The 24,350-nt window shown below is 37.1% G+C and carries 26 protein-coding genes; 17 read left to right on the forward strand and 9 right to left on the reverse strand.

The window, feature by feature from the left end; genetic code table 11:
- Positions 1-242 precede the first annotated feature (242 nt).
- From ABH008_RS22925 to traA (ABH008_RS22935), 3 genes are all read right to left on the reverse strand, one after another.
- Entirely contained in the window at positions 243-1,142 is a 900-nt protein-coding gene (locus ABH008_RS22925) for a DNA/RNA non-specific endonuclease (RefSeq protein ID WP_347990268.1), read from the reverse strand.
- A gap of 381 nt (positions 1,143-1,523) precedes the next feature.
- Positions 1,524-5,084 carry a TM0106 family RecB-like putative nuclease gene (locus ABH008_RS22930; RefSeq protein WP_347990269.1) on the reverse strand — a complete coding sequence of 1,187 codons (3,561 nt, stop codon included), beginning with the start codon at positions 5,082-5,084 and terminating at the stop codon, positions 1,524-1,526.
- 268 nt (positions 5,085-5,352) lie between these two features.
- Positions 5,353-5,640 carry a TraA family conjugative transfer protein gene (gene traA / locus ABH008_RS22935; protein ID WP_347990270.1) on the reverse strand — a complete coding sequence of 96 codons (288 nt, stop codon included), beginning with the start codon at positions 5,638-5,640 and terminating at the stop codon, positions 5,353-5,355.
- A 318-nt stretch (positions 5,641-5,958) separates the two neighbouring features.
- Between traA (ABH008_RS22935) and ABH008_RS22940 the strand changes: the two genes are divergently transcribed.
- From ABH008_RS22940 to ABH008_RS22955, 4 genes are all read left to right on the forward strand, one after another.
- Complete coding sequence (locus ABH008_RS22940) at positions 5,959-6,105, forward strand: hypothetical protein (protein ID WP_347990271.1); 147 nt, start codon at positions 5,959-5,961, stop codon at positions 6,103-6,105.
- 10 nt (positions 6,106-6,115) lie between these two features.
- A complete protein-coding gene (locus ABH008_RS22945; protein WP_347990272.1) occupies positions 6,116-6,643 on the forward strand; it encodes a hypothetical protein in 528 nt (175 codons plus the stop codon).
- Positions 6,644-6,683: 40 nt separating this feature from the next.
- Positions 6,684-6,995 (forward strand): hypothetical protein, encoded by a 312-nt coding sequence (locus tag ABH008_RS22950; RefSeq protein ID WP_347990273.1) that lies wholly within the window; start codon positions 6,684-6,686, stop codon positions 6,993-6,995.
- Positions 6,996-7,104: 109 nt separating this feature from the next.
- Positions 7,105-7,356: a helix-turn-helix domain-containing protein gene (locus ABH008_RS22955; protein ID WP_347990274.1), complete on the forward strand. Its 252-nt coding sequence runs from the start codon at positions 7,105-7,107 to the stop codon at positions 7,354-7,356.
- A gap of 201 nt (positions 7,357-7,557) precedes the next feature.
- Here the strand turns inward: ABH008_RS22955 and traA (ABH008_RS22960) are convergent, their stop codons facing one another.
- Entirely contained in the window at positions 7,558-7,845 is a 288-nt protein-coding gene (gene traA / locus ABH008_RS22960) for a TraA family conjugative transfer protein (protein WP_347990275.1), read from the reverse strand.
- Between the two features lie 536 nt (positions 7,846-8,381).
- Here traA (ABH008_RS22960) and ABH008_RS22965 point away from each other — a divergent pair.
- The 11 genes from ABH008_RS22965 to ABH008_RS23015 all read left to right on the forward strand — a co-directional run bounded on the left by ABH008_RS22965 (position 8,382) and on the right by ABH008_RS23015 (position 16,476).
- Entirely contained in the window at positions 8,382-9,377 is a 996-nt protein-coding gene (locus tag ABH008_RS22965) for a hypothetical protein (protein ID WP_347990276.1), read from the forward strand.
- A gap of 80 nt (positions 9,378-9,457) precedes the next feature.
- Positions 9,458-10,072, forward strand: coding sequence for a hypothetical protein (locus tag ABH008_RS22970; protein ID WP_347990277.1), 615 nt, complete (start codon positions 9,458-9,460; stop codon positions 10,070-10,072).
- A 166-nt stretch (positions 10,073-10,238) separates the two neighbouring features.
- Positions 10,239-10,556 carry an H-NS histone family protein gene (locus tag ABH008_RS22975; RefSeq protein ID WP_347990278.1) on the forward strand — a complete coding sequence of 106 codons (318 nt, stop codon included), beginning with the start codon at positions 10,239-10,241 and terminating at the stop codon, positions 10,554-10,556.
- Positions 10,557-10,587: 31 nt separating this feature from the next.
- Entirely contained in the window at positions 10,588-11,502 is a 915-nt protein-coding gene (locus ABH008_RS22980) for a recombination-associated protein RdgC (protein ID WP_347990279.1), read from the forward strand.
- Between the two features lie 110 nt (positions 11,503-11,612).
- Positions 11,613-12,071: a hypothetical protein gene (locus tag ABH008_RS22985; RefSeq protein ID WP_347990280.1), complete on the forward strand. Its 459-nt coding sequence runs from the start codon at positions 11,613-11,615 to the stop codon at positions 12,069-12,071.
- A 60-nt stretch (positions 12,072-12,131) separates the two neighbouring features.
- Entirely contained in the window at positions 12,132-12,383 is a 252-nt protein-coding gene (locus ABH008_RS22990) for a hypothetical protein (RefSeq protein WP_347990281.1), read from the forward strand.
- Complete coding sequence (locus ABH008_RS22995) at positions 12,380-12,568, forward strand: hypothetical protein (protein WP_347990282.1); 189 nt, start codon at positions 12,380-12,382, stop codon at positions 12,566-12,568. Before ABH008_RS22990 ends, ABH008_RS22995 begins: the two co-directional genes overlap by 4 nt.
- An 82-nt stretch (positions 12,569-12,650) precedes the next feature.
- Positions 12,651-13,106 (forward strand): hypothetical protein, encoded by a 456-nt coding sequence (locus tag ABH008_RS23000; protein WP_347990283.1) that lies wholly within the window; start codon positions 12,651-12,653, stop codon positions 13,104-13,106.
- 274 nt (positions 13,107-13,380) lie between these two features.
- Positions 13,381-14,175, forward strand: a complete 795-nt coding sequence (locus tag ABH008_RS23005) for a hypothetical protein (RefSeq protein ID WP_347990284.1) — start codon at positions 13,381-13,383, stop codon at positions 14,173-14,175.
- An 85-nt stretch (positions 14,176-14,260) separates the two neighbouring features.
- A complete protein-coding gene (locus ABH008_RS23010; protein WP_347990285.1) occupies positions 14,261-15,544 on the forward strand; it encodes a cytochrome P450 in 1,284 nt (427 codons plus the stop codon).
- Entirely contained in the window at positions 15,541-16,476 is a 936-nt protein-coding gene (locus tag ABH008_RS23015) for a response regulator (RefSeq protein ID WP_347990286.1), read from the forward strand. The genes ABH008_RS23010 and ABH008_RS23015 overlap by 4 nt, the downstream gene beginning before the upstream one ends.
- Here the strand turns inward: ABH008_RS23015 and ABH008_RS23020 are convergent.
- From ABH008_RS23020 to ABH008_RS23030, 3 genes are all read right to left on the reverse strand, one after another.
- Positions 16,460-17,767: a HAMP domain-containing sensor histidine kinase gene (locus ABH008_RS23020; protein WP_347990287.1), complete on the reverse strand. Its 1,308-nt coding sequence runs from the start codon at positions 17,765-17,767 to the stop codon at positions 16,460-16,462. The two genes, ABH008_RS23015 and ABH008_RS23020, sit on opposite strands and share 17 nt — an antisense overlap.
- A gap of 438 nt (positions 17,768-18,205) precedes the next feature.
- Positions 18,206-19,042, reverse strand: a complete 837-nt coding sequence (locus ABH008_RS23025) for a hypothetical protein (protein ID WP_347990288.1) — start codon at positions 19,040-19,042, stop codon at positions 18,206-18,208.
- On the reverse strand, positions 19,023-19,934 hold the full coding sequence (locus ABH008_RS23030; RefSeq protein WP_347990289.1) for a hypothetical protein: 912 nt from the start codon (positions 19,932-19,934) through the stop codon (positions 19,023-19,025). Before ABH008_RS23030 ends, ABH008_RS23025 begins: the two co-directional genes overlap by 20 nt.
- Positions 19,935-20,550: 616 nt before the next feature.
- Here ABH008_RS23030 and ABH008_RS23035 point away from each other — a divergent pair.
- Entirely contained in the window at positions 20,551-21,159 is a 609-nt protein-coding gene (locus ABH008_RS23035) for a hypothetical protein (protein WP_347990290.1), read from the forward strand.
- Here ABH008_RS23035 and ABH008_RS23040 read toward each other — a convergent pair.
- Positions 21,127-21,408 carry a hypothetical protein gene (locus ABH008_RS23040; protein WP_347990291.1) on the reverse strand — a complete coding sequence of 94 codons (282 nt, stop codon included), beginning with the start codon at positions 21,406-21,408 and terminating at the stop codon, positions 21,127-21,129. The genes ABH008_RS23035 and ABH008_RS23040 overlap by 33 nt on opposite strands.
- 307 nt (positions 21,409-21,715) lie before the next feature.
- Here ABH008_RS23040 and ABH008_RS23045 point away from each other — a divergent pair, with 307 nt between their 5' ends.
- Positions 21,716-23,812, forward strand: a complete 2,097-nt coding sequence (locus ABH008_RS23045; protein WP_347990292.1) for a TonB-dependent receptor — start codon at positions 21,716-21,718, stop codon at positions 23,810-23,812.
- Positions 23,813-23,910: 98 nt separating this feature from the next.
- Here the strand turns inward: ABH008_RS23045 and ABH008_RS23050 are convergent, their stop codons facing one another.
- Complete coding sequence (locus ABH008_RS23050) at positions 23,911-24,315, reverse strand: hypothetical protein (RefSeq protein WP_347990293.1); 405 nt, start codon at positions 24,313-24,315, stop codon at positions 23,911-23,913.
- Between the last annotated feature and the right edge of the window lie 35 nt (positions 24,316-24,350).

A 24,350-nucleotide genomic window follows, 5' to 3' on the forward strand; every position in this document is an offset into this window, starting at 1 on the left:
GTTCTTTTAAGTGCTGAACTGGCACTGATTTTGAGCTCTCATAGAGAACCACAAAAAACTGGAATCGAAAAAATGTCTCAATCGCATTGATTGATATTATGCACATAGTTTAAACACAATGTTAAGATCGAAAGCATCTGTTTTCAGGATGCCTTTCATCTGGAATAAAAATATTTCCGCTCTTTAAAAAAGATGGGTTTAGTGTACTAACACACTTTCTAACATCAACTTCCGGATTTCGACTACCAGGAATAGCATTGTGTTTTTGGTGATGGAGGCATAATATCTAATTTATTTTCCCGAGAATATTCAGGAATTGATGGAAAAGGATCAATGCCAAATTTTTCTGATGCATCCTTAACGCTTATGACGGAATATATCTGGTCGCTAGTGTTAGGCGTCATGTAAACGGACGCCTTGTGAGTTGACGCATCAAAAATAGCTTTAAATAAACCAGATGGCACGATGACACGATTATTTATTTGTTGAATCTGATTACCATCAAAAAATGGTCCACTGACAACAAAAACATCATGGCCCAATAGCGCAAGATTTCGAGCTGCATTCCCCAATTTCAACCATACACCGATATTATTGGCATGATCCTGCGGCACCACATTAACCAATGAAGATACATCGGCCTGATCTTCAATTGAAGCCGCGTCTAGTGACGAAACTAAATGACCAAAATCGAATCCGGATTTCAAATAATCCGCAACTTCACTTCGTGCTTCAGGGGCTAGATTAGGATCAGGATGGGGATCGTCACGTTGTTTTAATTGACACGCGATGGATATACGATCCTTGGTCAAATGATTTGCCGACCATAAAGGAGTCCTTGTTAAGCCTGAAAAATATGACGCGTAATTTGGATAACAAACGTGCTGGGATAATTCTTTTAATCGTGGAGTTAAAATCTTAGGCATGCTGCCTTCAAAATAGTTTTGATTACAAAATTCGTCACCTGCTCTATTCTGTATGACGTCTTGAATCACTACATCTTGATCAGTTAAGGAATGACTGCTTGCTCCATCTAGCGCGTTCTGTCTAATACGATCAGTGAATTTTTCTGCAGATGCAGAGATTGCCAATGAATAGACAAAAAACCATAATGCCAAAATTAAAAATAATTTTTTACTCATAAAAGTTAAATGAATCCCGTTAAAAAATTTACAAACAAAACTTACATCATCAATAATCGAAATTAGATTAATAGATTCATTTTTTCTTTATATTTTGCATAGTTTTTAATTGAATTATTTGGGCAACTACCCACATAAATACAGTAATCAACAAAACCCAAGAGGACATATCATATAAAAAAATAGATGAATCAATCGTTCCTTTTATTCTCAAAATCATTCCTAATCCAAGAAATACCAAAAAAAATCGGTAAAACTTTTTTTGCGGCCCATATATCGATCTTTTTATTGACAATATAATGAAAATCAAAAAAGAGAATACAGCTAAAAAACCCATTAAATTCCCCGAAAAATGACTAAAGAACTGGAATCGATCAACGATTAGGCCGCAATTAATCGTGAAAAAAACGAACACTTCTCCATTTGTTCGAGACTTGTTACATTACATTTTTCAAGACCGGGGTTAGCCACAATAATGGCCAATGCTTTTGCCCTTGATATAGCAACATTTAATCGATTTATATCAAACAAGAAACTAAGTCCTCTACTTGATTCTTCTACATCTGAAACAGCCATTGAAATTATAACAACGGCACTTTCTTGGCCCTGAAATTTGTCAATAGTTCCAATTGAGAATCCTGGTAAATGTTCTTTTAACAGGTTAACTTGCATATTGAATGGCGAAATAATTAAAATATTATCATTGGTTATGGCATGTGACGCGCCATGCTTATCAACATACATACCAGTTTTTAGCTCATCTATCAGCAATTTAATTACCAATACTTCTTCTTGACTAGACTGACGATTTCCAATGTGCTCAGCATCCACTACTAAAATGCCGTTGCTAATGGATATCTTGTTTGGATTGGGAATGGCGATAATTTGTTTTTCATTGCCTTCCGCAGCCCGAAGTTTTCCTTCGTAAACTACTTCAGATAATGGTTCGCATACAGAAGGATTCATTCTGTATGTTTTATCCAAGAATATACCCTTGTCTTCTGGTATAACTGAGTGACCTGCCAGCATGTGCTCCAATGCAGACAATCCTGAATTACCAGGATGTGTGCCTTGAGTAGGACTCCCAAGTTGCATCTGATCACCCATTAATACAATTGATTTAGCCGCACCTGCCACAGCCAGTATATGTGCCAAAGCCGTTTGGCTAGATTCATCAACAAAAAGCACGTCTAATGGATGATCAAAAGCAATATCTGAAGCAAAAGTAAAGGCTGTGCCGCCTACCAAAGCAAATGAATGATAAGGATCTCTCTTGGTGAACATCATAGAAGATCGATAGATAAAATTAGGATAGTTTTCTTCTGGATACTTCTTGCGAAAATCATCCTGTTTACTTCCAAACCCACCAACCTTAGCAATAGATAGGTTGGGGCGTATTTTCAGAACAGAATCTAATAGATTCATGATTGCAGCATGACTATTGGACATTACACCTACACGCTTTCCAGACTCAACAAGGGCAGTAATAACATGGCTGGAAAAAAATGTTTTACCAGCGCCAGGGGGGCCTTGTATACACATTACGCTTTGATTTAGCGATTGTATAGATCGAATAACTGCGCTTAAATACTCATTATCCGTAATAAATCGCTCGTGATTGATAGGTAATATTGGAGATTGATCATTATTGTCCAGCACATTAAATGTAGGTTTATCTTGATTAAGAATCGTACTCACAACATCCGATTCATACATATCCAAAACCGCCTCCGCAACTTCGCACAAACGTGTTTCCATTTTTTCTGTATTGAGAAAGGGTTCGTCGGCGAACGCATGTAATTTACCACCAGGTACAGACTTCAATGCATCAACAGACTCCACAGAAAACTCAATCATATTGTTTTCAGAACATGGCAAAAAAACCGCAGCCTTAAATTTAACATCAGTGCCTTTAATTGTTCCTGTTGAGAATTTATCTTTTCGAATGGGTTGTCTAGGATCAAATTCGCACGTAACAGAAAACGTGGAATCAACCACTTGCTGAATATTTTTGATTACCAAACCGTTAATACATGTGTCATCATCAAATAAAGCTTCATCGGTTTTTTCTTGCCGCTCAAAAAATGCCCATATTTTAGGTTTATTTTCACGATTAAAATATCCAAGGACATCCATTGCCAATTGCACATGAGCTTGTGATTGCAAATACTCATCAGAAGAAAAACGTTTAAACAATTGCTCGTGCCATTCTTTTATATTTTTCTTTTTTTCTGCAGATTGAATTTGACGGACAGTTTTTTCCGTATCGGATTCTAGCTTATTTAATGGAGCGTAAGAAATACCCTCTTTTGTCTGTATATCACGCAACCAAGCACAGCAATCCAAGGTACTTTCACAGTCATCTATATTGTATTCTCGGATATCGTTTAATTCAGGCCACTTTTTCCAGTCAAAATTTTCTTGTAATTTTTCCCATTCAGCATATCCCTCGCTGCACCAACGATCAACACCACCCGATTGCCTCCACATTTCGTAAAAAACCACGGAATCGCCTCCATTGGCAACTTGAGTAGTACGCTTATCCCGATAAATATGCTCAAGGTTCTTTATAGAGTACTTGGGCTCACCTACAATTAAACTATTTGAAACGATTCTAAAAAGATCAACAAAAACACCGTTAGCTAAAAGCTCTGCGGTTTCTCTAATCCGTGTTTCATACTTAGTCGATAATCGACGCATAACCGATACTTCATAAGCCGCATAATGATAAATGTGCATTGTTTGATTACGCTGCCAACGGCTATAAGCCCAATCAACAAATTTCTCAAATGCAGCTTTTTCTTGGTCTGGCGTGTGGGCCCAGAAATCTTTAAATGCATACTTTTTACCTTTTTTTGTAACAGGACATTTGAATGTCACGCCCCATAAATATTCAAGGCCACGGTCATACAAAGGATGTCCTTCAACATCGAAATAGAGGTCGTGCGCAGATTCAGGGGGTAGGGTAGACAATCCTTTACCATTATCTATCGACAATACTTTAAATAATGGCTTTTTTAAACCTCGTGATGCAAACTGTATTTCAGCTTGCGCCTTCAGTTTTGACAATGACGCTGTCTGAAACCCTTTGATAGTAAAAGTATCTTCCAAGTTCGCTAGTTCAGTCAGGGTATTTACAGAAGCATCTCGCAATTTTTTAATTTGGCTTTTCCGAATTCCCGCCACCAAACCAAGGCTATCTGTTCGTTCCATCCATTCATTTGCAAATCCAGTCCAAGTCCCATTTTCACTGAAAAATGCAGGATCAGGCATTTGAGAAAAGTCAGGTATAAAGGTGATTTGCGCACCCAAAAATTCAGTTTTTAGGTTATTGAAAAAATTATAATATCTGGCAACTGAAAAGCGATCTTCCGTAAAATCACCCAGCATGATCACCGCATCCATAGGTCGCTTTTGCTGTATTTCTTCAAGCATCCAGCTATAACAGCAAAGCTGAATCAGGAAATAGGCTTGTGTAGTCTGAGATAGCTTACAATCCCAGGGTTCATATTGATAATCACCGAAACAAGAAGACCCCTGTTTTTTTACCAAAAAATCGGCACTACCTGAAAAACAATCACGAGCAAGCGCCGCTTGATAAATAAACGGAAAACCAGATTCCATAAACGCAATTGTTTGACGAATGCGTTCGGATTGATCATCCGCTTTAACAATAGCTACTGAGTCTACACCGTGGGTATCAACCAAGTGCCTCAAAAAATTATTTTCATGCAGATTACCTTTGTTTGCTAACAGGTTCATTAGTGGATCAACAGTTCTTTCAATTCCCGCAATCATTTCAGGGTGTTCAATGGAAAGTCGATCCATCCATGAAGCAAAGTTTGACCTCATAAATACAACAAGGTCTGATGGTGAGTAAATAATATTATTGGTTCTTTTGTACATGTCGTAAGAAATTTTCGCTTGATTGATGGGACCCATTAAAACATATTTACTTGAAAGCGTCAAACTATGATTGACTTACTGCAAAAACATCTTCGATTTTCAGTCAATCGCTGTTTGTCTATGAAAACTACGTAGGGGAGAATACGAGAGTGAGAAGTTCCATCCATGGATGGCTGACAGGCGTTCAATCTGCTAAGACATATAACAGGCACTCTTAGCCATTATTTTTAACAAAAAAAACCGCGCACTAAGGCGCGGCTTCTCTTTTGCATCCCACTAGGTGAGTAGCGGGATGTTGGCAATATTAAGCCAAACCGGTAACGATGCCGCCGATAATAGTAGGCGCATAATTCAAAGCTAACGCTATTGAAATGCCGATTACCACTGCTATGATAGATTGATTGACAACACCAGCGCCTAAACCGACCAAGAAAGCCGCTAAAGAAATTACTTGACCTAAAGTGCCTTGAGTCCAGTGTGTCAGTTTGGTATAGATGCTTGAAAAAGTCGTGTCGGTTCCGGCCATAGCATCTGTTGCCAGTGCCAGAGACAGTAGAGATGCGGCAATAACAGCTTTTTTGTTAAATTTCATATTGAATGCTCCAAAAGGATTTGCTTGATTTAATGTTGTTTGTTGCCCAATAAGGACATTTCTATTCTGAACAGGTAAATCGCTTTTGTTAATCTAGAAAGAATCGGTTTTCGTGGTGCCTTTTACTCGGAGAAGTGAATTGATGCATTTTTAGGCCACCTTTCGTTTTGATGAGTAAGTAAGTTTTAGATCAGTTATTTCAAAAATTATTAGTAGTGACATCCAAACCAAATTCTAAGCTAATAATTTTTAAAAAACGTCTGACTCTTTCAAGTATTAATGTTATACTGCATGTAAATTCAATTTGTGGAATTGTTTGTGAATCTAGTAAAAATAATTAGCGATGAATTCAAAGGGCCAAAAGCCTATAAAGCTGTTTATGCAGACGGATCAATTTCAATGAGCAAGTTTGAAGCGGAACATCTGGGTATAAAAATTGTTGCTCAATTTAATCAAAATACTTAAAGGTATGCTTATGCCAATTACTCAAGAATCAGTTGTTATTAACCATGATGAAATTAAAAGTTTTAAAGGTAGAGATGCAAAAATTAAGAGAGAAGCAGCGAGATTAGAAGCTGATCAGCGTTCGGTTGCAAAACGTTTACTGAAAATTCTTTATGATTTTGTAAAAGAAAATCCTGAACTTTATGAAATTTTTAAAGTTGAAACACATCCTGATGAAAAAGTTAAAGTTTCATATTCAAATGCAAAACAAGCTTATCGTGTTCAATTTGTAAAATGGTTTGGTGGCGATGCTAGCGAATATGTTTACATGATTCCAAAACTGTTATTGGATGACAAAGAGGCTTATAAGGTCTACAGAGAACAATATCTGAAAGAAGTTAGAGTAAAAGAAAAAGAGAAGCATGATAACTATTTAGCTTTGCGTTCAGCTAAAGAACTTTTTAATCTGTATGGCAGTAATGAAGCGCTTATAGCAAATGGATTTCAGGGTGTTGTAGATATTTTTGAGAAAAACAAGTCTGTAACATTAAATTTCTAACAAAGAAATCTTTGATAATTATCAAAAAGTAGACTTCTCCATGTCAAAACCTTTATTTATACCGCTTAGAAGCGAATATTATGAACAGTTTGCATCTGGAACGAAACGTGAAGAATTGCGGCGTTATGGGCCTCGCTGGAATGAAAAGACATGTGCAGTAGGAAGAGCGGTTGTTCTAAGCAAAGGCTATGGCAAGCAAAGCAGAATGTCTGGAAAAATATGGCAATTTAAAAAGCAGCGCGGTGACTTGTTTGGAAGCACTTATCGTAAAGCTATTTTAAATGTATTTGGGACATTGAACATCGAAATTGCCTGCATTTCTATAAATATACTAGACGAGGCACCGTCTTGATGATTAAGAAAATTCCTAGTCGATCTCCAAACAAAAAACTTTTTTCAGCAAAGAATTATTGAATCTTATGAAAAATTATTGTTGGCAGGAAAATATAAAGGAATTAAACATGTTAACCAAACAAGCAATCGATCTTGATTTGGACGGAGAGATTCAATCTGAATTTCTACCAATATCAATTAAAAGTATAAGCCTTGGTACTTCTTTAGAAAATAATAGCAATTCGTGCATTGATTTGCTGAATGTTGAATGTAACCTTTTTAGTCAAGCATTAATACTAGCAAAAGGAAATCGAGCGCGCGCAGCCCGAATGCTAGGAGTTTCAAGGAATAGAATGTCCGAATTTCAAAAACACATTTAACATTCTCAACAAGGAATGACTCCTAATTCGCTCAGATGCCAAGCGGGTTTTCTCGGAAATCTGAAAGGCCTCACGATAGGGCGTCGCCTACATGGATGTATGCGCTTGACCAGTAAACATTATTTTTTAACAAAAAACCGCGCACTAAGGCGCGGCTTCTCTTTTGCATCCCACTAGGTGAGTGGCGGGATGTTGGCAATATTAAGCCAAACCGGTAACGATGCCGCCGATAATAGTAGGCGCATAATTCAAAGCTAACGCTATTGAAATGCCGATTACCACTGCTACGATAGATTGATTGACAACACCAGCGCCTAAACCGACCAAGAAAGCCGCTAAAGAAATTACTTGACCTAAAGTGCCTTGAGTCCAGAGTGTCAGTTTGGTATAGATGCTTGAAAAAGTCGTGTCGGTTCCGGCCATAGCATCTGTTGCCAGTGCCAGAGACAGTAGAGATGCAGCAATAACAGCTTTTTTGTTAACTTTCATATTGAATACTCCAAAAGGATTTGCTTGATTTAATGTTGTTTGTTGTCCAAAAAGGACAAATCTATTCTGAAGAAATCAATCGCTTTTGTTAATCTAGAAAGAATCGGTTTTCGGAGTGCCTTTTACTCGCAGAAGCGAATTGATGCACTTTTAGGCCACCTTTCATTTGGAAGGTGAAAATAATTCAGGAATTTCTGGGGAATCTATCGAAGTTTGGCACTCGCTGAAGATATAGCTTGCTTTTAATCAAATTAAGGCTATTTGCATTCTAGGATTGGAAACTTTATCGTTAAAAGTGGGGTTAAACAGGTAAAGCCCATCCTTTCTTAGATCATTAAAGATCGCAATTATTTCAAACGAGGCATTTTTTTGGCACCTTTCGGTCGTTACTATTTCAAAAAATTGACATAGGATATTGCAATTACTTAGATCGAACTCACAATATGCATATTTCCAATCATTTATCACGGCGTCCTGGCGGACAATCAGACTCATATTGCGATAATTCTGTTTACGGGCACGGGCAGCAAATTGACATGTTCCAAAAATTTCTTGTGAATACAAGAGATCAGGAAATACCTCTTTCAAACACAATTGAATTATGGGATGTTCTGCCTATTTACTCTGTAACACTTCTAGAACAGAACAAAAGAAGAACTAAAGAAGGTCTTCTACCACTATTAGAACTAAACATATCGTTCTTAGGCAGCGAATATATTGTTAGTATAAAACCTGCACAAATTTCCATGGAAAATGGAAAGGCTTATTATCCTTCCGCAAACGAAGAGCTTATCGAGTCTGCATTGAGGAAAATAGCTGCTATGCAGAACTGCGGCTTCTATAATGCAGAAAATGCAAATTGCGGTGTGCACTTTACGCTCTACCAACTAAAGCGAGAACTTAGGAATCAAGGTCATACTCGGTCCAGCACGCAAATCATTAAATCCCTTCACATCCTTGGCGGGGCTGGCATTGAGATTCGCTCAAAGAATCGACAAGCAATTAGCATTGGTTCATACATGACGATAAGTGGCTTCTCTAAGGACTCTCGATTAGATAATCCTAATTCGAGATGGGTAGCTATTTTTCATCCGCTTGTTTACAAAGCAATGTCAAATTTGGCCTATCGTCAATTTAATTATCAAATTATGATGGGGCTGAAGCCTCAGTTAGCGCGATGGTTATTTAAGAGGGCTGCACATTATTACACTAACGCAAGTCTTTTAAATCCACTGTGTATCAATTTATCTACCATTATCGCTGAATCCGGCTTGCTCAACAGAGAGCGTGCTGGAAATAGCTTGATTGAGCTTGAAGGATGTTTTAATGCTCTTGTTGAAGCAAATGTATTTAGCCGATTCGAAAGGGCAGAAGATATTCGTGTTGGTCGAAACCGTATACATGACATAAGGTATAAGCTGATTCCTCACGCTGACTTCATCAAGTCTGTTAAAGCTGCAAACAAGAGACAATCTGATGACAGGGAAAGTTTACCCAAACCGTCAAAACGGGCATCCACTAAAATCAATTAGAACTAGGCTTTTGGGCACATTTCGCTAGCATTAAATTTGTACAAATTGGATATCATAAATATCACAGGTGAAGATTTATTTTGGAAATAAAACCTTATAAACCAACAGAGTTGGGACGTCTTTTTTGGTTGGCCGCAAAACACAGAGCGTGTGCTAATACAGAGTTTACCTATGAGCAAAACGCTCACTTTGTTTTAGCGCTGTATTCCGGTAGCCATGTCTCCAATATTCGATCGCATGAAGTACTGGATATGTTAGCCAAAACAATATACCACTACATTAAAAATGCTGGATGCTCAGAGTTTGAATTTATGGAGCTGTTCAGACCGCTTAGAACAGATCACGCATTTCTCACACGACAAGAATGGAATCATAGTACCGCGACTAGCATAATAATTTCATCGTTCATGAGCCGATTGGCTATCACTCAAGTATTTGATGAGGATAAAGAGGTAATTGATTTGAGTGGTCCAGAAATATCCTACCATGAGGTGTTTGAAAGACTTAGTCGTGATCGAACCTATTCTGAAGAATGCGACATTCAGAAAGGGCATATCCAATGCGCTAAAAGTTATGATACGTGTGTATTTCGGTTTTACAAAGAATGGCTTTTTGATGTCCCAGAAGAAGAGAAGCACAAAAAATGCAAGGGAATATGCTTGTGTTCTCAAATAATAAAAGGCTCAAATACTTAGATTAAAGGCGAATTAAGTTGGATTCAGATCATAAAGATTTAAGCAATCCTTGGCCTAAAATCGATCTACATCGGCATCAAGGAAATGAACAATAATTCGAACCTTTTGTTACTTATGTTTATGCAAAATTACTAACCCTGTTTTAACTATCCTATTTAATGAAAATATGATTAATTTAAATGACAAATCTGACAAAGAACTAGCGGAAATACTTAATTCCGCAAAAAATCAATTAGAAGAAAATCGTCGAGCAAAAACGAAGAATGTTGTAGCTAAAATTGAAACGCTCGCAATTTCGATTGGTGTCACCGTAAAAATTTATTCGCCAGGCGATGTTAATGAATCACCGTCAAAAAAAGTGGCAGCCCGCTTTCGGAATCCTAGTACAAATCAAACGTGGACTGGTCGTGGATTAGCCCCAAAATGGCTAAGAGCCCTTGAAGAATCAGGGCGAAATCGAGAAGAATTTATTATCAAAAAATAAATACCCAATAATTTGTTAAAAAGGATAATTCATGTTCAAAAACGCTACAGTCTACACATTAGAAAAAACATTAGATTTACTGGAAAATCCGGACACTCTTGTATCCAAAGTATTTGTTCCATGCCCCGACCAAGCAGCTTATTCTGCAGGATGGGTTAAGCCTACTGATTTTTTGCCGGACAGTCAACTTGTTCATCGCATTGGTCGCTATGATGTTATCGGTTATAAAATAGAATCGAAAATACTGCCAAGCGCAGCCATTAATAAAGTCCTTAATCAACGAATATCAGAAATCGAAGAAAGAGAAAGCCGTCGAGTACGTGCAAAGGAACGAGCTAGTATCAAAGATGAAGTTATTTTTGAGTTGATTCCAAGAGCGTTAAGCAGAGAATCGACTGTTTTGGCTTACATTGATCGCATAAGTAATTTGATTGTAGTTAATACAGCTTCTGCATCAGTTGCAGAAAATGTACTGAGCTTATTACGCAAGACACTTGGCTCACTGTGGGCGACACCGATCAAAACCAATCTAGAAACAACAAATCAGCTAACGCAATGGTTGATAAATCAAGTCCCAAAAAGGCTAGAGCTCGGGCGTTCAGCATTAATTCACAAGGAAGATGAGGGTGTCGTTCGTATTAAAAATATTGAATTATTATCTAGTGAAGTACGTGGTCACTTGGATCAAGGTGGTCTAATTAATCAGCTATCTCTCACATGGGATTCCAAAATCTCATTTGATATAGATAAAAATTTTGCACTAAAAAAAATACGATTATTGGACTTGCTAATGACAAGCAATAACATAGACAATGATTCGCCATCTGCCTTATTTGAAGCGGATATCTTGTTATTTGCTGACTCATTTTCGGAGTTATTCGACTATCTAATTGAAATATTTGGCGGATTACCAGTTGAAAATTTGTCCGAGCATTCACCTTCTTAGGCGAGTTACTTAGCTTCTTTTTGGCAAGATGGGGTCAAGCGGATTGACAGAGGCTAGGGGCTTTTTTGCATCTACTGGACAACAAAAACTTATAAAAAAAGGGTGGAAAAATGAAAACAGAAACTCAATATGTAGCTATCAGCCCTAAAGGTTACCTTTATGGTGCTGGAGAAACAGCGGCAGAGGCTCTTGAAATAGTATCTTGGCAACGTAAATGGGATGACGCTATTCCGACTTTTACCGCAAAAGAAATTTCAATAGGCGAAATAATCCCAATTGAGGATTATAGACAACAGTCTAGAAGTTATACATACCTATGCGCAAATACAGCAAATATAAAAACAAGTTTTTACCGGTGTAAAGATACGGCATTACAAAACGGATATGATAAATGTGTTCCAGTGGTTTTTGTGATCTCCAGTTATAAACCTGACACTAGTTATTCTGGTTCTTGCTATGGATTTTGGATATTTGAAAATGGGGAGCCAGTATCGCCATGTGAATTACCTATTAATGAAAAGATATTTAGGCCGATGCGAAATACCATTAGCGATAGAAGATCATGTTAAATTTATCAAATTGCCACGAAAAACCTCTTTATTTATAGATGGTGAGGATATCAATTAACAATGGATAGCATTTCAATGTTTAAAACATTGCTAGGGTATATTTGGGCTTGTATTGTGTTTATATTAGAAATGCCTTGGAAATTCAGGGCGGTCTATCACGTATGCAAGGCCTCCGTGGGTTTTAGTAAAAAACTTTTTAAAATTGTACTGGAAGCCATTTTTAGAGACCCAATCATGCTTATGATATTAACGGCTTTGGCTATCTATACTTATCTAAGTGAGTATCTGGAAAGCATTAAACCACCGGTATGACGGCTTTTTCGCATGACAAGCGTTTGCCGGTTAAGAAAAAGCTTGGCAAAAACGAGGCAGGCATTCGGTTTCCGCAAGGCTGTAAACTGGACACGCGTAACCGGGTTATCTCTCTACCCAAAATCGGTTCTGTAAAATACAGACACTGTCAGAATCCAGAGTGTGTGGTTGATGTATACCTATAAAGTAATCATTTGAATTAAGTTTTTAAGAAAAATCGATATTACTGTTTGAAAATTAGATTTTTAATTTTAAAAAGGCATTAAGATGGAAAAAAATTATAAGCAAAAAACAGCAACTATTGAAGAATGTGTTGATAATACAAACCAGCAGCCAATGCATGAACCGTTTGACAACCGGAAGGTCGTAACTACAAATGACGGAAACTTCTATCGTTTTATACTTAATCCTTTAGATGAGACGTACTTAGTTCGTCCTGGACCATATGTTCCACCAGGCATGCTCCCACCTGAAGAATATGAAATACGAACCACAATTAGCAAAATTAATGGATGCAGAAAAGCAATTAAAAGCATCCCTTTTTTTAATAGACTTTTAGGTTCTGATGACTTTAAAGCTATTAGAGGTTTGCTCAATAAACATCAAGCCGAGCTTAATGCTTTGGTTAAGAAAAGTCGTGAACATAAGGCAGCGTTAAGGCGTTTTATGTCTGGGTTCCCCAAGGATTCGCCTGCGTGGAATTACCTAAAATTATTTTCCTGAACAGTGGTATGAATCTGCTTACCATCCAGCACACCACCCTCCTATTAACTTTAAGGCCACCAGGGAGGGTATTCAGCAAGGCTAAGCAGATAAGACACTTCACGTAAATATCATCTAAAATTATTCTAGTTATTATCAGCGTTTCCAAATGTCAGATGTGTTAATTGTCGTAGATTCCAGCCTTGTTTTTACCAGTAAATAAACACTAGGTCAGCCTAAAAAGTATCGGTTAAAATAACTAACCAATTTAGGATAAAGTAAAAGGAATACGCACATGAAACGTAGGACAACGCTACTGACAACCGCTTTACTGTTTAGCTTAACCACCATAAATGCCCAAGCTACGCTAATCAACGAAACTGTAAACGGTGTCAATTTAGTCTACGACTCAGTCACTAACACAACTTGGACTCAGGATGCTAATCTGTTATCAACGATGTTAACCAATGCTATCAATCAATACGGAAGTGATAACAAACTAGTCTCAGATATAGTTAATGCTACCAGTGGTGGAGTGATTTATGATGTTCCGAATGCTTATGATAATGGCACTTATACACTAAATACTGGTATGTTCGATAGTGAAGGATTTACGACTTGGTGGGGTGCTAGAGCATTCGTGAATTATTTAGATTCAATAAATTACGGAGGCTCTAGTCAATGGGCTTTGCCTACCGAAGTAAATGGCATTGGCTACAGTATTACTGATACGCAGATGGGTGAACTCTTTTACAATGAACTAGGGGGCACTCAAGGTAATCCGGTGTCCTCAGGCCAATTCATCAATTTACAAACCTATCTCTATTGGTCTGGCACAGAGCTCCCGACCTCTTCTAATCCTTACAGCAGTGGTATGGCATTGGCTTTTAATTTCGGCACTGGCCAAGAGGGTATTAGCAAGGGAGCCCCATTTTTAGCATGGGCTGTTAGCCAAGGCAATGTTGCAACATCTACTGTAGCGTTACCTAATGCTATTTGGATGTTTGGAACTGGCTTGCTTGGCTTAAGGTTAGTACGAAGAAATACAAGTAAGAATGAGATCAAACAACACTATAAATCTGCTGACTGAATATTAATTACTCTAACAAGTATTCAGTCGGTTACATCAATATGATGAATATTTCAACAAATTGATTTTTCTGAGGAATGGAAAAATGATTGAATTATTAAAACTTGCAACAGATCCAGGGCAAGCGCTAATTAACATTAAGCAAAAACGCGGCCAACAGGCAAGTTATAAGTTTTTCGGCAAAGATTTATTCTTTATTTCTAATTGGAAAACTTCTCAAAAGATATTAGAACTTGAAGGCGCCGGTAAGGTGGGTAGAAATTTTTTGTATAACGCAAAAAAACCAACGTTTGGTGACGGACTTTTTAATAGCCATGGTGAAACATGGGCAAATCAGCGGCGAATGGTACAGCCTTTTTTTTCTAAAAATGGTATTGAGCAATGGGAGGGAGTTTTTGTCAGTGAGTCGATGAAAACGGTACAAAGTCTCACAGGGCTTGATCAAGGCTCAAATGTCGACATGAGTTTAGAATTAAAGTCCTTAATACAACGGATACTGATAGGCGTTATGTTTGGTAGCGATGACTATGAATATTCTGTTGATCAAGAGCTTATAAGTTCAATTGATATAATTGTTGAAGGGTTGTTTCCTTCGCTTTTAGCAGAAACACTTGGCAAAGGATATTTGAAACATTTTTTCTTTTTGCAAAACAAACGAACAGACAATGCAATTAGGTATTTCCATAGCTACGTAATGGAAAGAATAAGTACGGACAATGACGGAAGCCTTGCGACTTTATTGGCAAAAACAAAGGATAGATCAGGCTGCCCGATGTCTCAGAAACTTCTGCTCGATGAAGCGATTACCATTTTTTTAGCCGGCCAGGATAGTACTGTTAATACATTGATTTGGTTTTTTTATCTGATAGGTCAAGAAGAAACCATTTATGAAAAAATTGAATCAGAAATCAATGAAATTGATGGAACAATAGGATTTGATGCTATCAATAAGCTAAATTACACAAAAGCCGCTCTTTATGAAACAATGCGACTTTATCCCCAGGCTCTAGCCCTCGCGCGCGATACAGATCAAGGTATAGATATCGACGGAAGATATATAAACCCCGGTAGTTCGCTAATAATAAGTATTTATGCAATGCATAGAGACCCTGCAGTTTGGGCTAATCCGTTTAGTTTTGTACCAGAAAGATTTTTAGAGGAACAATCTGAAGCTCAGAAAGGTAGCTTTATGCCTTTTGGTGCCGGTATGCATAATTGTGTTGGTAAATACTTCGCGGAAGCCGAAATGCTGATTATAATAGCGTCAATAATCAAGCATGTTAGACTTGATATATCAAGAAAGCTGATTCTTCCAAAGATCAGCATTACATTAAAACCAGGAAATTTATTAACCGCCATAAAACGATGAATAACTCATGCTCTTACAAGATCGCCATACTATCTTCAAATATTAATTTTATTTCTCTTGTTAGAAGCGTTATAGATAAATTTCCATTTTACGAAGCGATAGTTGTTGAGTCGATTGACGAGTATGTAGAGTCAATAAAAAACAAGAGTTTCGCAATCGCTATCTCTGATTATATTTTTGATGGTTACGAAATCTTTAGAGTGGCAGCACTTGCTAAGACAAAGAAGCTCGAAAAAAACTGGGTACCGATTTACGTTATCACTGAAAAACAAGAACCTACTTTACCAGCTTGTTTGGCTCGCGAATATGGAATTAAAGAGATACCTTTATCGATATTTGAACAGATTATTTCCTCAAAAGAGAGTTTAGATAGTGATATAAAGGGAATGAGTCTTCATTCCGTGCTTATTATTGAAGATGATTACGATGCGTCAGAAATTGCTAAATTATCGCTCAAAATTGATTTTGATATTGATATCGCATCTGATGGTGTTCAAGGACTAAATCTATGGAAAGAGAAACGTCACGACATAATATTGCTGGACTACATGTTGCCAGGAATGAATGGTGACGCTATTTTGTCTGAGGTAATGACTATTGACAGTGACCAGGCAGTCATAATATTAACGGCATTTGATAAGCCTGAATTCAACAAAGATTTTATTTTGAATGGTGCGAGTCAATATCTACCAAAGCCATATCAAATTAACGACCTAAGATCAGCATGTTATGGGTGCTTAGTAAAGTCAAAATTAAATAAAATTAACCGATATTCTGAGATACAAAATAGAGATATTTCTTTATCACTTGCGGATCTGGAGGCTGCCTTATTATCAGGAAACGTAGAGCATTGTTTTGTCATAATCAATAATATCAAGAATTTCGTGCCAAATTACATTTCGGATGATATTTTGTCTACCCTGTATGGTTAGGAATACGAACAGTGAAAACACTGCCAATAGGCTCATTAGCCTCGACTGATATATCTCCCCCTAGTATCGATAGCATTTGACGGGTAATAGACAGGCCTAATCCGTGCCCTCCATGACGACGACCTAAAGTCATATCTACCTGCCACCACGGGTCGAATATCTTTTCATAATTATCTTCATGTACACCAACTCCTGAATCTGAAACGTAAATCGTAAGGAAATCATCAGATATATTCCATGAAACCAATATTTTTCCATCAGAAGTAAATTTGCAGGCATTACTCAACAGATTTTTTACGATATGTCCAAAGTAGATCTGATCGGTACAAATTGTATATTTTGGCCCGTCAAAAGATATCACGTTATTAGACTTTCTTGCGAAATCCTTAAGCTGTTCACAATAGGACTCTATTTCGTCAAATACTAAAAATCTTGAATAGTTTATATTAAATTGGTTGGCGGCGATTTGAGCTTGAATTAAAATATTATCTATCAAATGGGTTAAGTCATTTACCCTATTCAGGGATTTTTGAAGCAAAAATATTGACTCAGTATTTGAGCAATCGATGTTGTCAGTTAAATTTTCGATACATAATTGAGTATATCCATCGATAGCGTGTAATGGCGTTTTCATCTCGTGTGACACAATAGACATAAGCTGGTCTTTGTAAACGTTTGCGCTATTGCTATTGTCGAGAGCCAGCTTTAGGGCATAAGTTCTTTCATCAACCAATTGCTCTAAATTATGTGTAGAATTTTGGACATCTGATAAAACTGAATTTAATATATCTCTGATTCCTATAATTTCTGGAGCGCCAGTAAAGTTAGCCCTTACATCATGATCACCCTTATTAAATAGGTTTAGTACATTTGCCATATCAATAAGCGTTTTTGTAAAAGGCTTCGAAAACTTACTAATTAATACACTATATAGTATAGATGAGACCAGACTTATAACAAAAAGCACAAAAATCAACTTATTTATAATTTCTTTGTATTCTTTTTTTGAAACAATCATCTCCACATAACCAATATATTTATCTTGTACTATTGGGGAATAGAAACACCAGTAATCATTGGTTTCTAATCTAATAATATCTATTATTGTCTTATCAATAATCATACCGCAGTTAACATCGCTTCCAGCCGTAGCTACAACATCGTTTTTTTGGTTGACTATTGAAGTTCTAACGACATTATTAGCGGACAAGAAGCTTTTAGCTACATCATTAGAATGAGATATAGACCCAACTATTAATGGAAATGATGCGCTATCTGAAAATACTTTCACATACTCTTTCCAAATTGAATTAGCGTATTCGTTTACATATTTATTGACAAAAACAACTGATAGCACTGTTAGTATTATTAGTGTTATGCATATAGACGAAATAAGAGCTGCATTAAATCTTTGCTCTAGATTCAATTTAAGAATAAAGTTCATCATTATGCGCGAGAAACCCATTTCTTTAGCCTGGGAGGGATAGCGTCCGCTGTTAAACGGCCAGTCTCGCTTCTCCGTGTTTTGCTATCATGTTTAAAGAATACTCAAAGACGTCTCAGCGTTGAATAAGTGAAAAAGTATTTGTAACCGATTCCATGAATAACACCAGAGTGTCTGGATGTTAAGAAGACCTGACGCTCTTATCGCCACACACATTTATAATTCCCCACTTTCTTAAACTATTACACCCTGCCACTTCAAGTGGCAGGGTAGATGACTAATCAGTTATTCCAATACTAATGTAGCGTCTACCTGGATATCTAAATGCTGAGAAACGCGTTTATTAAGTGCAATATCAAAGTTTTCTACAGATTCATACTTAATTTTATCTTGCTGAATGAATTTAGTTATCTGTTCTGAAAGAGAATTCACATTAGGATATATTGCTATCAGCACACCTGATTCGAGTTGGTTAATACTGGTAGAAATTAATACAATCCTATTTTTCCAAGCTGCTTTCGTAATTTCATAGAGCATGTTCGAAGGTAAATTCGCTGGAATAATGATAGCATCATTCTGATTGGCTGAATCAATGATATTATAAATAATTCGAATTGTTTCGACCATGTCGCTACCGGATTTCCATTCCACTCTATCGTTTAAATAATTTGATTTATTTATTACGTTGAAATCATTTTGTTCAACTACATATATTTTTTTAATACCACGAATACTTTTAAATAATTTTTCAATCAAAAATTTTCCTTCAAATTTGAGACTTACTCCATTGTACTTATCAGAGTTAAAGTAAAATCCAGTTGCAAACAATTGTGTTTTATTGTTTATTGATTTCAATTCATCAATTAAAGACCTACTCGAAACTAATATTTTTTCAGGATTAACACTAGATATTAAATTCAATATAGACTGATCTATAGATTTCGTCTCAATGACTAGTGCCCCTTGTACATTTGACTCAAAACTTGAAACGATATTAGAAAAACTAGAGTTTTTTATATGGTCTGGATTGTAAATTAAAACATATCTACCATCCTTTGCTTGCGAGCAAAAGGATGTAAGTAGTAAAAGGATGCTAATTTTTTTACAGATCTCTTTCAGCATTAATTTTCTTCATTTTTCTTACATCTAATACATACGAATGCAAGTCAACTCCATTCAAATCTCGAATTCTCCAGTACTTTGTAGAATCACTTCCCTCAAGCCAATTCGAAATTGCTTGAACAGTTTTCCTGCACAACTCTATGGTCTCTCTAGGCTGCAACGCTTTAGTGCTTAACTTATGTCTAACGGTTATCCTAGTTAAGGCCATAATCGGGTCAAACTGATTTTCAATGCTTACTCCCTCCCCATTATTTAATAAATTAAGAAACCGGATGGATTCGGGAAATAAAACAAGCATTATTATTGCTCCAGCCAAAACGCCTGACGAAAAAATCTCTGTTTTTGGGTTCAGTTGATCAATTATTAGCAGCTCGTCCTTAAAAACATTAATTGCTTTAAACATGTCAATCTCTTCACGTTCATGTGCTGTTCTTCTATTTTGTAAGCTTCGTTGTTTTCCTCTTAATACTATGTGAATAGCTTCAGTAATAAATCCGTTTCGAATGCGCTCAGAGTTAAATTCCAGTGATAATACTTTAAATGCCTCTCTAACTAACTCATGTGGAGGTAGGTTATTGAGCCATGTGTTTTTGCATGAAGTACAGAGACTATCAAATTCTTCTTCGCTAAGAGTGACTATATATGGAATAACTTTGCTTGGCGCATTACTTTTCAGCCATTCAGCTTTGCGTCGAAACCCGTTTAGCTTATACAGATTTCCGTTTACAGACAAAATATGGACAGTTCTTGCGATATCCAAAATAGCTGGGCATTGGACTCCCTGAATCGCGGCAGATGGCTCGCAACCTATATCAAGAAAATCAAGTTCGGTAACTGCGACCCATTCGTCAAAATCCATACCTGTTCCTTTTTCGACTACTCTAAAGTTCATCAAACCCTTCTATGCCACCTGTATTTTATAGATATAAATATAAATCGTGCTGGTGATACCAGCAAAATCACTCAGAAATTCTACGTAAAAAAATAGCTTATTGTTCATGACAGCATAATAAACTTTACATGATTGCATTAAGCAATTTTTAACCACATAAGCGAGTGACGGAGTGCTAACGTAAAAACATTAGGCAATCCATGATCAAAAATCGGCCGCGCCGGCACAGTTAATATCTTTGAATCATTGAATAACAACATCGCTTGAAGATGTGGTTTTTCGCTCTCGTGTGACTCAACATGCTATTTGGATACCCTTCAAGTTCAAGCAAACCCTCTCGGACATTTGCACATCCATCGACTATTTGGTCAATATTGTAAAGCTAAAAATATTGTCATTTATTGAAACAATGGTTAGTATTAATACAATCGCAACGAATTGATACTATGTAATTTTTTAAATAAAATTGCTTGCATCCTTTAATCTTGCTGCGTATCATATCATAAAATGTAAAAATATGTTCTCAAGGCGTTACACTCACTTTTTTCATGAGTTAATCGCAAATATGTGTTTTTTTATAAACTTAGTTTAGTAAGGATCAACAGTGATTATCAATATGCAAAAATTTTTGTCTTCGCAAAAAAGAAGCGAGGATCTAAGCAAGGAAATTTTGAAATGTTTTTTGATAAAATCTGAGAGCTGCATAATAGATTTCAAGGGTGTTGACTCTTTATCAACTGAATACATACGCGATTTTGTGTTACAGCTGGTAATTCAACTTGGGACAAATGCAATCAAGAAAAGTCTTTCTTTTGAAAACCTAACAAATGAACTTTCGTCTATTTACGAGAAAGCGGTATACGATAATCCTATTTACCTGGATAGACGAACTCAGTTTTCAATTGAGAAGAACTCTTTTGGAGACACCACTAGTTTAAATAGAGAACTCCTTTTTAAGTGTCGGGAGTTATCAAGAAGAGATCCAGTTTCCGCTAAGCAACTTTACGGGCTTGACGATACAATGATTGCTCTTTTCAAAGTCATTGAGCTGAAAAAAATTGATGAATTGGCTTGTACTGGACTTCTATGTTTTAAACCAAGATTCACTGAACAGAACCTGAAGCCGGACATTAAAAGCGTTGACACTAACAAATTAAGTCTATTATTAAACATAGCGGGATCGACAGATGCTTCAGAAGAAATCTTCAACAGAACCTTCGCATAACAATTGGTCAATAGCATTAGAATTGAGTGGCTTTAATGCTCGGACAGAACTGATATCTACCATCACTGGATTGCCTGCGAATAAACTTAAAATTATTTTATTTAATAAAAATACCGCGCGAGGTCCACTGCCGTATTCGCCTAAAACTCTATTTAAAAAAATTCCAAAAACATTAGAAGCAACGTTTTTTTTATTTTTCTTTCGAACTGAGAAGGCGTGGTCGAACGATGATTCAGTAAAGGTATGCATTAATGCATATCGAAAATACTCCAGTCATTCAGAAAAGCTTACGAATAACGTTTCACAGATCAGCTTTACTGAGGCATGGATGATCGCAAAATGGTCTGACAGTGGCAGCATTCGTCTAGAGCAATGCTCCCATTGTCACAGTGCGCGAATAATGCTGGAAAGTGAGGATTTTCCTTGCGCTGTTTGTCGCTCATACTAAATGCCATCAATTCTCGCATCATGAAATCGGTTTTGTATTCACAGACCAACATCATAATCACAACTAGCTTGTCCAAATAAGATAAAGCTTATACGCATTGGGACTTACATGTATTTTTCTATTTTCAGCATTTCTAATTGCATAAGCAAAAAACTGGTGTCTTTTTGTGTATTTGTTTTTTTATTATCAGTCTTTGGAACTGCATACGCAGAAGAAAAAGATCTGTCTACAGAAGAAGATTTATCAATGGCTTTTGGTAATGAAAATATGCAATCAATTGCATCTGGCAGACCTCTTCCGCAAAATTTAAGTCCCAGTGTTACTTCAGTAATTACTAGTAAAGAAATAGAAGAAATCGGAGCACGCCGAATTACTGATGTTCTTGAATATCTACCAGGCGTACATGTTAATTATGCAAGGAACGGTACTAACACGATAGGATTTCGCGGCATATCGAGCGAAAGCAATGCCCAAGTACTTACGCTAGTGAATGGGGTCCCAATGCGTGATTTCGAATTTGGTGGAAAGCCACTGGATTGGAACTTTCCTGTTAAAAATATTTCACATATTGAGGTTATACGCGGGCCAGGATCAATGATGTACGGTGGTGACGCCAGTAGCGGTGTTATTAACATTGTGACCAAAACAGGCAAAGAATTGAAAGGAGGACAAGTAGGCTCATTTATTGGAAATGAAAATACCTATGAAGGATGGGGGCAATATGGAAATACAAGCGGTGATTATGAATATGCGTTCTCAGCCCAGGGAGGCACTACAAGTGGGTATAAAGGACAAGTTAACCATGATGCTCAAAGTAACTACGATGCATTATTTGGAACGCATGCATCTGAAGCTCCAGGATTCACAAACTACGGAAGATCTGATCTTGATCTCAGAGTTGATCTTGCATATAAAAATAAATTGAGATTTCGTGCGGGTTACCAAGAGTTTAACAATGTTCAAACCGGATTAGGTGCTGCTTTAGCATTGGACAATACAGGTAATAGCTTTGATCATTTTTTCAATTCGGATCTGTCATATGATGACATGATAGGAAAGGATCTTAAAAATAAAACCACATTTTATTTTACTCGAATGCAATCCGGTGAAATGGAAAACATCTTGCCTCCTGGTGCTTTCGGTGGAGCATTGCCAAATGGAATGTCCGGCTTAATAAATGGTACGGAAAATACTGTAGGGGTAATGTCACAATTTAACTATAGTGGTTTTAGTAAACATGTACTGACTTACGGTGTAGGTGGGTATAGGAATTGGGTAAGCCAAGAATCAAACTTATCAAACTACATACTTAGACCTAATTTTGTAGTACAAACACCATTTACAAATATATCGTCATGGACAAATGATCCATTTCATTCAAATGTCAGTCGAGATAATTTATACACTTTACTTCAGGATGAATGGAATTTTCATCCAGATTGGTATTTGACTACGGGCTTGCGATACGACTACTATCTTAATAAAAACGCTGGCTATAGCCCTCGGGTTGCGCTGGTATGGAACACAACATTAAGTTTGACCACGAAATTAACGTATAGCCGCGCATTCCGCCCACCCTCGTATTATGAACAAAATTCTCCCTTAATCGCTGGACAGACAATAAAACCCGAAACTGTCGATACGGTAGAGTTTCAGATAGAAAACAAATGGACACCAAATTTTTCGACATCAACCAATGTTTATTGGTATAGCTATAATGATTTAATAACTATATCCCAAGTTATAAATGGATCTACGGTCTCTGGTTCTGTAAATAACCCAAATATAAGCGGTGAAGGATTTGAGGCGGAAGCCAAATATAAGTTTTCAACCTCACTCTCAGGAACGTTAAATTATAGTCATGTCATTGTTCCTAGAGAACCCTATACAGGATACATGCCTACAGATATGCTTAAAGGGCTTTTGAACTGGAATATAAATAATAACTGGAGCGCAGGAACACAGATTGATTGGATCGGAGAGAGAGCTAAGCTCTCGACAGATCCAAGAAGTCCTTTAGGCGGATATTTTGTTTGGGGCTTAACGATGACTTCACGAATTGCAAAACCAATTGATATCGTTTTTAGGGTAAATAATTTACTCAATGAAAACACAAAAGAACCCACGCTGAATTCAACAGCTATGCCAAGTGATGTTAGCATAATGGGTCGAACTTTCTTGGGACAAATAAAATATTCATTTTAAAAAATACTGATTTTGGCTATTTGCATTCAGGGTTGGAAATCACAACGATTAATGTTTTTTAATCGAGCAGTTTTGTTCAAAACTTGGTTGGGCGGCCATTAATTAAAGCGAGTGCCGGATTCAACCGTAAAGATTTTAGTCCGTCCTTGGCCTAAAATCGGTCTACACCGGCACGGCTTAATGTCTTCGACGCCCTGGCCGTCCACGTCGCTCGAAGGTAGGACTTCTTGCTCTCTTATGACTCTACGCGCTATCGGGAGGCCTTGCAGGTTTTCCATGAAAACCCGCCCGGCACCTGTGCGCTTCCAGGGACTATTTGGACGACACTCGCTATCGCGTAGTTTCCTGTCCAAACAGCGGTAGTACACATTAATTGTAACGGCTATCCAGCCAAACTGAACGATAAGTAGTAAAGCCTGTGCATCCATCGACCAGTGATATCGGCTTGAACGTTGGCCAAAGCACAGCGTAAGGTATTGCGTTTGACCAAGTTCTCTTCTCATTGGGGGAAAAAGAAAAAACGGATTAACGCAAACGG

The sequence above is a fragment of the Methylomonas sp. AM2-LC genome (assembly GCF_039904985.1).
Classification (GTDB): domain Bacteria; phylum Pseudomonadota; class Gammaproteobacteria; order Methylococcales; family Methylomonadaceae; genus Methylomonas.

What these genes read in the sequence shown, in the direction of transcription:
- ABH008_RS22925 (WP_347990268.1), bottom strand. Translation starts at nt 1,142, where the DNA reads ATGAGTAAAAAATTATTTTTAATTTTGGCATTATGGTTTTTTGTCTAT.
- ABH008_RS22965 (WP_347990276.1), top strand. Translation starts at nt 8,382, where the DNA reads ATGTTCCAAAAATTTCTTGTGAATACAAGAGATCAGGAAATACCTCTT.
- ABH008_RS22975 (WP_347990278.1), top strand. Translation starts at nt 10,239, where the DNA reads ATGATTAATTTAAATGACAAATCTGACAAAGAACTAGCGGAAATACTT.
- ABH008_RS23030 (WP_347990289.1), bottom strand. Translation starts at nt 19,934, where the DNA reads ATGAACTTTAGAGTAGTCGAAAAAGGAACAGGTATGGATTTTGACGAA.
- ABH008_RS22945 (WP_347990272.1), top strand. Translation starts at nt 6,116, where the DNA reads ATGCCAATTACTCAAGAATCAGTTGTTATTAACCATGATGAAATTAAA.
- ABH008_RS22930 (WP_347990269.1), bottom strand. Translation starts at nt 5,084, where the DNA reads ATGGGTCCCATCAATCAAGCGAAAATTTCTTACGACATGTACAAAAGA.
- ABH008_RS23005 (WP_347990284.1), top strand. Translation starts at nt 13,381, where the DNA reads ATGAAACGTAGGACAACGCTACTGACAACCGCTTTACTGTTTAGCTTA.
- ABH008_RS22980 (WP_347990279.1), top strand. Translation starts at nt 10,588, where the DNA reads ATGTTCAAAAACGCTACAGTCTACACATTAGAAAAAACATTAGATTTA.
- ABH008_RS23000 (WP_347990283.1), top strand. Translation starts at nt 12,651, where the DNA reads ATGGAAAAAAATTATAAGCAAAAAACAGCAACTATTGAAGAATGTGTT.
- ABH008_RS23015 (WP_347990286.1), top strand. Translation starts at nt 15,541, where the DNA reads ATGAATAACTCATGCTCTTACAAGATCGCCATACTATCTTCAAATATT.
- ABH008_RS22990 (WP_347990281.1), top strand. Translation starts at nt 12,132, where the DNA reads ATGGATAGCATTTCAATGTTTAAAACATTGCTAGGGTATATTTGGGCT.
- traA (WP_347990275.1), bottom strand. Translation starts at nt 7,845, where the DNA reads ATGAAAGTTAACAAAAAAGCTGTTATTGCTGCATCTCTACTGTCTCTG.
- ABH008_RS23025 (WP_347990288.1), bottom strand. Translation starts at nt 19,042, where the DNA reads ATGCTGAAAGAGATCTGTAAAAAAATTAGCATCCTTTTACTACTTACA.
- ABH008_RS23010 (WP_347990285.1), top strand. Translation starts at nt 14,261, where the DNA reads ATGATTGAATTATTAAAACTTGCAACAGATCCAGGGCAAGCGCTAATT.
- ABH008_RS22995 (WP_347990282.1), top strand. Translation starts at nt 12,380, where the DNA reads ATGACGGCTTTTTCGCATGACAAGCGTTTGCCGGTTAAGAAAAAGCTT.
- ABH008_RS22955 (WP_347990274.1), top strand. Translation starts at nt 7,105, where the DNA reads ATGTTAACCAAACAAGCAATCGATCTTGATTTGGACGGAGAGATTCAA.
- ABH008_RS23045 (WP_347990292.1), top strand. Translation starts at nt 21,716, where the DNA reads ATGTATTTTTCTATTTTCAGCATTTCTAATTGCATAAGCAAAAAACTG.
- ABH008_RS23035 (WP_347990290.1), top strand. Translation starts at nt 20,551, where the DNA reads ATGCAAAAATTTTTGTCTTCGCAAAAAAGAAGCGAGGATCTAAGCAAG.
- ABH008_RS23040 (WP_347990291.1), bottom strand. Translation starts at nt 21,408, where the DNA reads ATGCATACCTTTACTGAATCATCGTTCGACCACGCCTTCTCAGTTCGA.
- ABH008_RS22950 (WP_347990273.1), top strand. Translation starts at nt 6,684, where the DNA reads ATGTCAAAACCTTTATTTATACCGCTTAGAAGCGAATATTATGAACAG.
- ABH008_RS22985 (WP_347990280.1), top strand. Translation starts at nt 11,613, where the DNA reads ATGAAAACAGAAACTCAATATGTAGCTATCAGCCCTAAAGGTTACCTT.
- traA (WP_347990270.1), bottom strand. Translation starts at nt 5,640, where the DNA reads ATGAAATTTAACAAAAAAGCTGTTATTGCCGCATCTCTACTGTCTCTG.
- ABH008_RS23050 (WP_347990293.1), bottom strand. Translation starts at nt 24,315, where the DNA reads ATGAGAAGAGAACTTGGTCAAACGCAATACCTTACGCTGTGCTTTGGC.